The following is a 9,712-nucleotide window of genomic DNA, read 5'->3' as shown; positions in this document are numbered from 1 at the left end:
CCCCCCCCCCCCCCCCCCCCCCCCCCCCCCCCCCCCCCCCCCCCCCCCCCCCCCCCCCCCCCCCCCCCCCCCCCCCCCCCCCCCCCCGCTGCGGCGTTCCGCGTCAGTCGGCGTTCTCCCCCTTGATGCCCAGGCCCGGCAGCAGGCCCGGGAGCAGGGGCGGGAGGGTGATCTCCGGGCGCGGGATCTCCGGCGCGACCGGTGGCAGCTGGTCGCCGCCCGCCCCCGGCGGGTTGAGCAGGCCGTCGGCGCCGCCGATGAGGCCGCCGGTGCCCGCGGACGGGGAGCCCGAGGGAGACGGCGCGGGAGCCGTGGAGCCACCGGACGGGCCGGTGCCCGTGGCCGGGGGCGCGGAGTGCTGCTTGCCGCTGGTGCCGGGCTTCGCCGGGGTGCCGGACGAGCCCGGTCCGCGACTCTGCTCCGGCGGCTTGGGCAGCAGCCCCTGGTACGGCTCGACGTCATCGTCTATGGCCTGGAAGACCGACGTGACCTGTTCTCCCACGTCCGTGAGCTGGACCGGGAGCTTCTCGCGGAGCCTGCCCCACGCGTCGCGGTGGGAGCGGGAGAAGGACGACAGGGTCTGGATCGGACCGAGCGAGCCGTCCCGTTCGTGGGCCGACTGGAGGAGCCGGTGGCCCTCCTCCGCGTCGTGCTTCATGCCCGCGAGGGCTCGGCGGATCTCGCCCAGCACCTCGTGGTCCAGCGAGCCCGGCGACCTGCCGCGCTCCATCAGCCGACGGGCCTCCGACAGGCGGTTCGAGGCCTGGTCGAGATAGAGCTCGCCCCGGTCCGAATCGTCGTCGGCCATGCCCAGCTTGATGTCCTCCATGCCCAGTTTGACCGGGTAGAGGGAGTCACCGGGCAGGGCGTCGGTGCTGGCAGCGGCCACCCCACTGAAGGCTCCCGCGGCCACACCGACCGTGAGGCCGCCCGCTGCGATGCCCTTGGACCAGCGGGAGCGGGGCCGCAATTTCCGGAGCGAGGTCGCCCGGTGGGCGCCGCGACCGGTCCGCTGTTCGGGCACCTGAGGGTCCGAGGCGGCACCGCCCCCCGACCTCTCCTCCATCACCATGGTCTCCATGGCGGCCACGAGCTGCGCTCGTTGCACCACTTTGACGTCGGCGTCCATCTGCGGGCGTGGCATTTCGCCGAGCGCGCTCGCCAGGGCCAACAACCGGTCGCAGTCGGCAGGTTCGGCAGGTGCCTCGGACTGCTCGGCCGCCGGCTCCGGTTCCGAGGGTTCGGACGGGGTCCGATCCTCCAGGGCCTGGGCGAAGGCGTTCGCCCGCCGGTGCGGAGAAACGTTCGCGATCACTGGCGGCACCTCCTCTCGTCATGACGATCGACTCCCCGGGGTGTCCGGAAGGTTGCCTTCCTTGAGCGGATCCACCCTTTCGGGTGATCGCCTTCGGGCAGGGCATGTCCACAGGGAGCCTGCATTCCGCACAACGAGCGACGCGGCACTTGGGTTACGGACGAAGGATGATCGGACCACAGCGTCATGGTCAGCGGGCGTCGTCCGGGAGGAGTCGGGCCAGGGTCCGGACCGCCCGGTACTGCAGGGTTTTGATCGCGCCCTCGTTCTTCCCCATCACCCGGGCCGTCTCGGCGACCGAGAGGCCCTGCAGGAAGCGCAGGGTCACGCACTCCTGCTGTTGGGGATTGAGCTTGCGCACGGCCTCCAGCAGCGCCGCGTTGGAGAGGGACTCCAGGACGGAGTCCTCGGGGCTGCGCTCCACCTCGTTGGCGTCCAGCATCTCGCCGGTCGTGACTTCGAGGCGGAAGCGGCTGGACTTGAAGTGGTCCGCCACCAGGTTGCGCGCGATCGTCACGAGCCAGGCGCCGAAGTCGCGGCCCTGCCAGGTGAAGGTGGAGATGCGGCGCAGCGCGCGCAGGAAGGTCTCACTGGTGAGGTCCTCCGCGGTCGCCTTGCCGCCGACGCGGTAATAGATGTAGCGGTAGACGGTGTCGCTGTACTGGTCGTACAGCCGACCGAAGGCATCGGCCTCACCGGCCTGGGCGCGCTCGACCAGGTCCATCATCCGGGCGCTGTCGCTGTCCGCGGTGGGACGGCGGGCGGTCGGTGTGGTCGTACCGGTGCCACTGCTTGATCCGGTTGATCCGGCGCCCGCGCGGCCGCGTCTGCCCACGGTCGCTCCGCCATCCGTCAGGGCATAGCAAGGACCTACGGGGCCGAGGCCGGCGGGGACCGAGGCGGCGAAAACGGGGACGGCGTACGCGGTGGGGACGAAGCCACGCAGGTGGTCGAAGACCGTTGCGCGCAGCGTAGCCAGGCCCGAGGCGTCAACCCCGACAGGTGGGTACACGAGACTCCCAGAGGCAGAGCTTCCATCACGTGCAGTGCGGGACCGTTCACTCGTCGTGGCGACGAATGGGCGGTGGCATGCGTTTGAGGAGAATAACGCTTCGTACAGGCAGCGCTACACCTAGTTGCTCAAATCACCGGTTCCGTCGCTTCTGTTGCGTGTCCAGGGCATATTCAGTCGCACTCGGTGATCAGTTATTGATCACTTCTGCACGCGGAATGGTGGCTTCCAGGGCTGCTCGCGACCGAGTCGGGCATGCCGGAATGCCGCGCCCGGGGCGCGGGTAGACGGGAGGAATGCCCGTCGCGGGCCCGGGAGTCGGGCGCGCGGGGCGTGTCGGACGGGCGGGACGCCCGTGGTTGCCGCAGGAGGGGCCGCTGAGGGCTACTTGCGGCGGCGGTGCAGGGCGATCGCGGCGGCCGCGCCGCCCGCGATCGCGCCGACCCCGGCGGCCGCCGGGACGCCGACCTTCACGGCCTTGCGGCCGGTGCGATAGTCGCGCAGTCGCCAGTCGTGCGCCCGGGCATGCTTGCGCAGTTTTGTATCGGGATTGATCGCATACGGATGTCCGACCAGCGACAGCATCGGAATGTCGTTGTGCGAGTCGCTGTACGCGGCGCAGTGCGCGAGGTCGAGGCCCTCGGCGGCGGCCAGCGCGCGCACGGCCTCGGCCTTGGCGGGTCCGTGCAGCGGCTCGCCCACGAGGCGTCCGGTGTAGATGCCGTCCACGGATTCGGCGACGGTGCCGAGCGCTCCGGTCAGGCCGAGCCGGCGGGCGATGATCGTGGCCGTCTCGACCGGGGCGGCCGTGACGAGCCACACCTTCTGGCCCGCGTCGAGGTGCGCCTGGGCCAGGGCGCGCGTGCCCGGCCAGATCCGCTCCGCCATGTACTCGTCGTAGATCTCCTCGCCGATCGACATCAGCTCGGAGACCCGGTGGCCCTTGACGATGGACAGGGCGCTGTCGCGGGCGTCCTGCATGTGCTCGGGGTCCTCGACCCCGGCGAGCCGGAACCATGCCTGCTGCCAGGCGAAGCGGGCCAGCTCGCGGCGGCGGAAGAACTCGCGCTTGTAGAGGCCGCGGCCGAAGTGGAAGATCGCGGCGCCCTGCATGACGGTGTTGTCGAGGTCGAAGAAGGCGGCGGCCAGCTCGTCGCCGGCGACCGGGAACTCGGGCTCGACGGGCTCCGCAACCTCGGGGGCCCCGGTCTCCTGCGGGTCCACGGAGTCCAGGGAGAAGCCGATCGCGGCCGGATCCTCGGCCAGCGCGGTCTTGCGGGCGGCCTCGGCAGAAGCCTCGCCGGCGAGCACGCTCCGCGCGGTGGCGGAGCGCCTACGGGGGGTGAGCCATCCCAGAGCGGCCATGACGCGAGCATAGCCACTGTGTTCGGAACTTCCCGAACCCGCCGGATTCCAGGGCGTGAACAATGGGTGCATGAGCCCTTTGCTGCGCCGCAAGGAAAAGAAGAGTCCGGCAGAGCGGATGGTCACCTTGATCGGTAAGCCCGGGTGCCATCTCTGTGACGACGCCCAGGAAGTGATCGAGAAAGTGTGCGCCGACACCGGTGCGCAATGGGAGAAGAAGGACATCTCGCGGGACGAGGAGCTGTACCGCTTGTACTGGGAGCAAATTCCGGTGGTTCTGATCGATGGCGAACAGCACACCTTCTGGAGGGTGAACCCTGACCGGCTCCGTCGGGCATTGGGGGGCTGACCCCTCCGCCGGTTACCATCGTGGGCGATTTATGGGGTCTCGGGGGCGTATCGATGAGGGATGTGTACGGTTTTGCCCCCTTCGGGATTTGAACGGGTTCGGCGCGGCGGTGGTTCCGCGTCGAGGTGCCCGGGGCGCGTGACCCCGGTCACTTTGCTCGGACAAATTGGACACTATCTTTGTGCACGCGTTCACAAAGACATAGCCTGCTTCCGACGGGGTGGTCCTGGGACAAGAGGCCACCTGCAGCCCCGCTCATCCCGCAGGAGCATCGTGGCAACTGGCCGAACTCACCGACCGGCGACCCGCAGCCGAGGTATTCCCGAGGCCACTGTCGCCCGGCTTCCGCTGTACTTGCGCGCCCTCACGGCGCTCTCCGAGCGCTCGGTACCCACGGTGTCCTCCGAGGAACTGGCGGCCGCCGCCGGAGTCAACTCCGCGAAGCTCCGCAAGGACTTCTCCTACCTGGGCTCCTACGGCACCCGCGGCGTCGGGTACGACGTGGAGTACCTCGTCTACCAGATCTCCCGCGAGCTCGGGCTGACCCAGGACTGGCCGGTCGTCATCGTCGGCATCGGTAACCTCGGCGCCGCCCTCGCCAACTACGGCGGCTTCGCCTCGCGCGGCTTCCGCGTGGCCGCGCTCATCGACGCCGACCCGGCCATGGCCGGGAAGCCGGTCGCGGGCATGCCGGTCCAGCACACCGACGAGCTGGAGAAGATCATCTCGGAGAACGGCGTCTCCATCGGGGTCATCGCGACCCCGGCGGGCGCCGCCCAGCAGGTCAGCGAGCGGCTGATCGCGGCCGGCGTGACCTCCATCCTGAACTTCGCGCCGACCGTGTTGTCGGTGCCGGAGGGCGTGGACGTGCGCAAGGTCGACCTCTCGATCGAGCTGCAGATCCTCGCCTTCCACGAGCAGCGCAAGGCCGGCGAGGGCGCCGCCGCGGCCGCGGCGGCCGACGAGGGCGTCGTGCCCGCCCCGCCGCAGCCGGCCGCCACCCGTGCCCCGGCCGCTTCCGCCGCCCCGACGCGCAAGAGCGGCCCGGAGGGCGACGTACCGGCGGTGATGCCGGCATGAGTCTGCTCGTCGTAGGGCTGAGCCACCGCAGCGCGCCCGTCAGCGTGCTGGAGCGGGCCTCGCTCTCCACCGACGCCAAGGCGAAGCTGCTGCACGACACCCTGGCCGCCGAACCGGCGACCGAGGCGGCCGTGCTCGCCACGTGCAACCGGATCGAGCTGTACGCCGACGTGGACAAGTTCCACGCCGGTGTCGCCGAGCTGTCCACGCTCCTGGCGCAGCACAGCGGTGTCGCGCTGGAGGAGCTCACCCCCTATCTCTACGTGCACTACGAGGACCGGGCCGTCCACCACCTCTTCTCGGTGGCGTGCGGGCTGGACTCGATGGTCGTCGGCGAGGGGCAGATCCTCGGGCAGATCAAGGACGCGCTCGCGCTGGGGCAGGAACTGCACACCGCGGGCCGGCTGATCAACGACCTCTTCCAGCAGGCCCTGCGGGTCGGCAAGCGGGCGCACTCGGAGACCGGCATCGACCGGGCCGGGCAGTCGCTCGTCACCTTCGGGCTGGAGCAGCTGGCCGTGCGGGTGCCGGTGGCCGAGTGGGCCGTGGGCAAGCGGGCGCTGGTGATCGGTGCCGGGTCGATGTCCTCGCTGGCCGCGGCGACGCTGGCGCGGGTCGGGGTGGCGGAGATCGCCGTCGCGAACCGGACCGCTGCGCGGGCCGAGCGGCTGGTGGAGATCCTGCGGGGCGGTGGCTCTGTCGCGCGGGTCGTGTCCATGGCCGACGTGGCCGAGGAGCTGACACGAGTCGACGTGGTCGTGTCCTGTACCGGGGCGACCGGGCTCGTGCTGACCGGGGACGACGTGGTGGCCGCGCTGGCCAAGGCCGAGGCCGAGGCCGGGGGTGTCCTGCGGGACTCCCGGGGCTCCGCCCCGGACCCCGCGCCTCACACGCCGGCGGGGCTGGGTTTGGCTCCGGCCGGGCTGGATGTGGCCGAGGCGGGAGCCGTGCCGGGCTCCCGGGGCTCTGCCCCGGACCCCGCGCCTCAATCGCCGGCGGGGCTGGATTCCGCCCCCGCCGGGCTCCGGAACGCCGAGGTCGTCGCGCGGCTCGTTGCCGCTGCCGAAGGGGGGCGGCGGCTGGCTGATGCCGGGGCCGCTCGGACCCTGACCGCCGCTGCCGTCGCCGAGACGGACGGGTGTCCCGTCGGGCTCGACGCGCTCGCCGCGGATCCCGCGCGCAGTGCCGACGGGCGGTCCGCGCTCACCGGGGTCGACGCGACCGCGCTCGAACTCCACGGCACCTGGGCCGACCAGGGCGAGGCCGCCGCGCAGCGCCAGCCGCGCCGCACCGGGCGGGCCCTGGACGCGCGGGCCGACGTACGCCTCGCGCTCCTCGACCTGGCGATGCCCCGCGACATCGACGCCGCCGTGCACCGGATCCCCGGGGTGCGCCTCGTCGACATCGAGTCGCTCGCCGAAGCCTCCGCCGACGCGCCGATGGCCGCCGACGTGGACGCCGTGCGCACGATCGTCGCGGACGAGGTGGCCGCCTTCGGCGCCGCCCAGCGCGCGGCGCACATCACCCCCACCGTCGTCGCCCTGCGCGCGATGGCCGCCGAAGTGGTGGCCATGGAAGTGGCGCGGCTCGACGGCCGGGTACCCGATCTCGACGAGCGGCAGCGGGCCGAAGTGACCCAGACCGTGCGCCGCGTCGTCGACAAGCTCCTCCACGCGCCGACCGTGCGCGTCAAGCAGCTCGCGAGCGAGCCCGGCGGCGCCGGGTACGCGGAGGCGCTGCGCGAACTCTTCGACCTCGACCCGCAGACGGTGGCATCCGTCAGCCGGGCTGACGCGGCCGATCCGAAGAACGACGACGACCCAGGACGGGCATCATGAACTCACGTCCCGACCAGCCGCTGCGGCTTGGGACACGGCGCAGCAAACTGGCCATGTCCCAGTCGGGACACGTCGCCGAAGCGGTCCGTGCCGTCACCGGCCGGCCCGTCGAACTCGTGGAGATCACGACGTACGGCGACGTCTCCAAGGAACTGCTCGCGCAGATCGGCGGGACCGGTGTGTTCGTCACCGCGCTGCGCGACGCGCTGCTGCGGGGCGACGTCGACTTCGCCGTGCACTCGCTCAAGGACCTGCCGACCGCGCAGCCCGACGAGCTGGTGATCGCCGCGATGCCGCAGCGCGAGGACGCGCGCGACGCGCTCGTGGCGCGCGACGGCCTGACCTTCGAGCAGCTGCCCGACGGTGCGCGCATCGGTACCGGTTCGCCGCGCCGCATGGCCCAGCTGAACCACTACGCCCGCGCGCTGGGCAAGGTCATCGAGACCGTCCCGATCCGCGGCAACGTCGACACCCGCATCGGCTTCGTGCGCGGTGGCGAGCTCGACGCGGTGGTCCTGGCCGCCGCCGGGCTCAACCGGATCGGGCGCGGCGACGAGGCGACCGAGCTCCTGTCGGTCGACAACGTCCTGCCCGCCCCCGGCCAGGGGGCCCTCGCGGTCGAGTGCCTCGCGTCCAACGCGGACCTCATCGCCGCGCTCGGTGAGCTCGACGACCCGTACACGCGGGCCGCCGTCACCGCCGAGCGTTCCCTGCTCGCCGCCCTGGAGGCCGGCTGCAGCGCCCCCGTGGGCGCGCTCGCCGACCTGCTGGCCGACGGGCAGACTGTCAATGAAATGCGCCTGCGCGGCGTCGTCGGAACGCTCGACGGCTCGACGCTGGTGCAGCTGTCCACCACCGGACCCGTCCCCCACTCGTACGAAGAGGCAGTGGCGCTCGGCCGCGAACTCGCGGACGAGATGCTGGCCAAGGGCGCGGCCGGTCTGATGGGGGAGCGATCCCTGTGAACCCCTCACGTCCCACCACTCCCGCCTTCGCGGCCGTTCCCGCGCACGGACAGGTCATCTTCCTCGGTGCCGGTCCGGGCGACCCGGGTCTGTTGACCCTGCGCGCGGTCGAGGCCCTCGCGGCGGCCGACGTTCTGGTCGCTGAGCCGGAGGTGTTGGAAGTCGTCCGTACGCATGCGCGCACGGGTGTCGACACGCCTCAACTGACGGTCGCCGACGAGAAGTCGGCGGCCGCCGGGGTCCCGGTGATCCGGGATGCGGCCAATATTGTCATGGAGGCCGCGCGCTCCGGCAGGCGGGTCGTCCGTGCGGTCGCGGGCGACCCCGGCCTCGACGGGAACGCCGCCGAGGAGATGCTGGCCTGCATCAACGAGGGCATCACCTTCGAGGTCGTGCCGGGCGTCGCGAACGCGGTCGGCGTGCCCGCCTACGCCGGTGTGCCGCTGCGCGGCGCGTCCGGTGCGGACGTGCGCTTCGTCGACGCGAAGAACGCCTCGTCGCGCTGTTGGAGCGAGGTCGGCTCCAGCGACGGCACGGTCGTGGTCTCCGCGACCCTGGAGACCGTCGCGGCCGCCGCCGCCGAGCTGGTGAGCGCCGGGCGCAAGCCCGACACCGAGCTGACGGTCACCGTGGGCGGTACGACGACCCGCCAGCGGACCTGGACCGCGACCCTGGGCACCATCGCCCAGGTGTTCAAGCAGGGCAAGGTGCTCCCCTCGCCCGAGGGCTCCCGGCCGGTCATAGCCGTGGTCGGCGAGCACGGCGCCGCCGCGCGGCGCGAGGAGATGGCCTGGTTCGAGTCGAAGCCGCTGTTCGGCTGGCGCGTGCTCGTCCCGCGGACGAAGGAGCAGGCCGCCTCGCTCTCCGACCAGCTGCGTTCCTACGGCGCGGTGCCGCACGAGGTGCCGACCATCGCCGTGGAGCCGCCGCGCACCCCGCAGCAGATGGAGCGCGCGGTCAAGGGCCTGGTGACGGGCCGCTACGAGTGGATCGCCTTCACGAGCGTCAACGCGGTGAAGGCGGTGCGGGAGAAGTTCGAGGAGTACGGGCTCGACGCGCGCGCCTTCGCGGGCATCAAGGTCGCCGCGGTGGGCGAGCAGACCGCCGCCGCGCTGGTCGAGTTCGGCGTGAAGCCGGACCTGGTGCCGAGCGGTGAGCAGTCGGCCGCGGGCCTGCTGGAGGACTGGCCGCCCTACGACCCGGTCTTCGACCCGATCGACCGCGTCTTCCTGCCGCGCGCCGACATCGCGACCGAGACGCTGGTCGCCGGCCTGATAGAGCTGGGCTGGGAGGTCGACGACGTCACGGCCTACCGGACCGTGCGCGCGTCGCCGCCGCCGGCGGACACCCGCGAGGCGATCAAGGGCGGCGGCTTCGACGCGGTGCTCTTCACCTCGTCGAGCACCGTGCGCAACCTGGTCGGCATCGCCGGCAAGCCGCACAACGTGACCGTCATCGCCTGCATCGGCCCGGCGACCGCGAAGACGGCGGAGGAGCACGGCCTGCGGGTCGACGTCCTGTCGCCCGAGCCGAGCGTCTCGAAGCTGGCGGAGGCGCTGGCCGAGTACGGCGCGGCGCGCCGTGACGCGGCCAAGGAGGCCGGCGAGGTCGTGTGCCGGCCGAGCGAACGCCGGCCGGGGGCGCGTAGGCGTCGTACGACCTGAGGTTGAGCTTCCCCCACTGGGGCCCGGGGGGGGGGGGGGGGGGGGGGGGGGGTGGGGGGTGGGGGGGGGGGGGGGGGGGGGGGGGGGGGGGGGGGGGGAAGACAACAAGAGGAAAAGGGGCAGG

8 protein-coding genes are annotated in these 9,712 nt (G+C 72.3%); 5 read left to right on the top strand and 3 right to left on the bottom strand.

What is annotated here, in order from left to right:
• Positions 1-103: 103 nt before the first annotated feature.
• The 3 genes from ACZ4UB_RS07785 to ACZ4UB_RS07775 all read right to left on the bottom strand — a co-directional run bounded on the left by ACZ4UB_RS07785 (position 104) and on the right by ACZ4UB_RS07775 (position 3,692).
• Positions 104-1,315, bottom strand: a complete 1,212-nt coding sequence (locus tag ACZ4UB_RS07785; protein WP_468068913.1) for a DUF5667 domain-containing protein — start codon at positions 1,313-1,315, stop codon at positions 104-106.
• A gap of 190 nt (positions 1,316-1,505) precedes the next feature.
• Positions 1,506-2,327: an ECF subfamily RNA polymerase sigma factor, BldN family gene (locus tag ACZ4UB_RS07780; RefSeq protein WP_354380351.1), complete on the bottom strand. Its 822-nt coding sequence runs from the start codon at positions 2,325-2,327 to the stop codon at positions 1,506-1,508.
• A 384-nt stretch (positions 2,328-2,711) separates the two neighbouring features.
• Complete coding sequence (locus ACZ4UB_RS07775; RefSeq protein WP_468068912.1) at positions 2,712-3,692, bottom strand: HAD family hydrolase; 981 nt, start codon at positions 3,690-3,692, stop codon at positions 2,712-2,714.
• Between the two features lie 70 nt (positions 3,693-3,762).
• Here ACZ4UB_RS07775 and ACZ4UB_RS07770 point away from each other — a divergent pair, with 70 nt between their 5' ends.
• From ACZ4UB_RS07770 to ACZ4UB_RS07750, 5 genes are all read left to right on the top strand, one after another.
• Positions 3,763-4,041 carry a glutaredoxin family protein gene (locus ACZ4UB_RS07770; RefSeq protein WP_468068911.1) on the top strand — a complete coding sequence of 93 codons (279 nt, stop codon included), beginning with the start codon at positions 3,763-3,765 and terminating at the stop codon, positions 4,039-4,041.
• 273 nt (positions 4,042-4,314) lie between these two features.
• On the top strand, positions 4,315-5,121 hold the full coding sequence (locus ACZ4UB_RS07765; protein ID WP_467968372.1) for a redox-sensing transcriptional repressor Rex: 807 nt from the start codon (positions 4,315-4,317) through the stop codon (positions 5,119-5,121).
• Positions 5,118-6,959 carry a glutamyl-tRNA reductase gene (locus ACZ4UB_RS07760; protein WP_468068909.1) on the top strand — a complete coding sequence of 614 codons (1,842 nt, stop codon included), beginning with the start codon at positions 5,118-5,120 and terminating at the stop codon, positions 6,957-6,959. The genes ACZ4UB_RS07765 and ACZ4UB_RS07760 overlap by 4 nt, the downstream gene beginning before the upstream one ends.
• Entirely contained in the window at positions 6,956-7,924 is a 969-nt protein-coding gene (gene hemC / locus ACZ4UB_RS07755) for a hydroxymethylbilane synthase (protein ID WP_468068908.1), read from the top strand. The genes ACZ4UB_RS07760 and hemC overlap by 4 nt, the downstream gene beginning before the upstream one ends.
• Complete coding sequence (locus ACZ4UB_RS07750; protein WP_354380357.1) at positions 7,921-9,588, top strand: bifunctional uroporphyrinogen-III C-methyltransferase/uroporphyrinogen-III synthase; 1,668 nt, start codon at positions 7,921-7,923, stop codon at positions 9,586-9,588. The genes hemC and ACZ4UB_RS07750 overlap by 4 nt, the downstream gene beginning before the upstream one ends.
• The last annotated feature ends 124 nt before the right edge of the window (positions 9,589-9,712 follow it).

This window comes from Streptomyces sp. NPDC028419, assembly GCF_055565515.1.
Note: the sequence above shows the minus strand (reverse complement) of the source record. Positions and strands in the feature narration are given on the sequence as shown.

What these genes read in the sequence shown, in the direction of transcription:
- ACZ4UB_RS07775 (WP_468068912.1), bottom strand. Translation starts at nt 3,692, where the DNA reads ATGGCCGCTCTGGGATGGCTCACCCCCCGTAGGCGCTCCGCCACCGCG.
- ACZ4UB_RS07770 (WP_468068911.1), top strand. Translation starts at nt 3,763, where the DNA reads ATGAGCCCTTTGCTGCGCCGCAAGGAAAAGAAGAGTCCGGCAGAGCGG.
- ACZ4UB_RS07760 (WP_468068909.1), top strand. Translation starts at nt 5,118, where the DNA reads ATGAGTCTGCTCGTCGTAGGGCTGAGCCACCGCAGCGCGCCCGTCAGC.
- hemC (WP_468068908.1), top strand. Translation starts at nt 6,956, where the DNA reads ATGAACTCACGTCCCGACCAGCCGCTGCGGCTTGGGACACGGCGCAGC.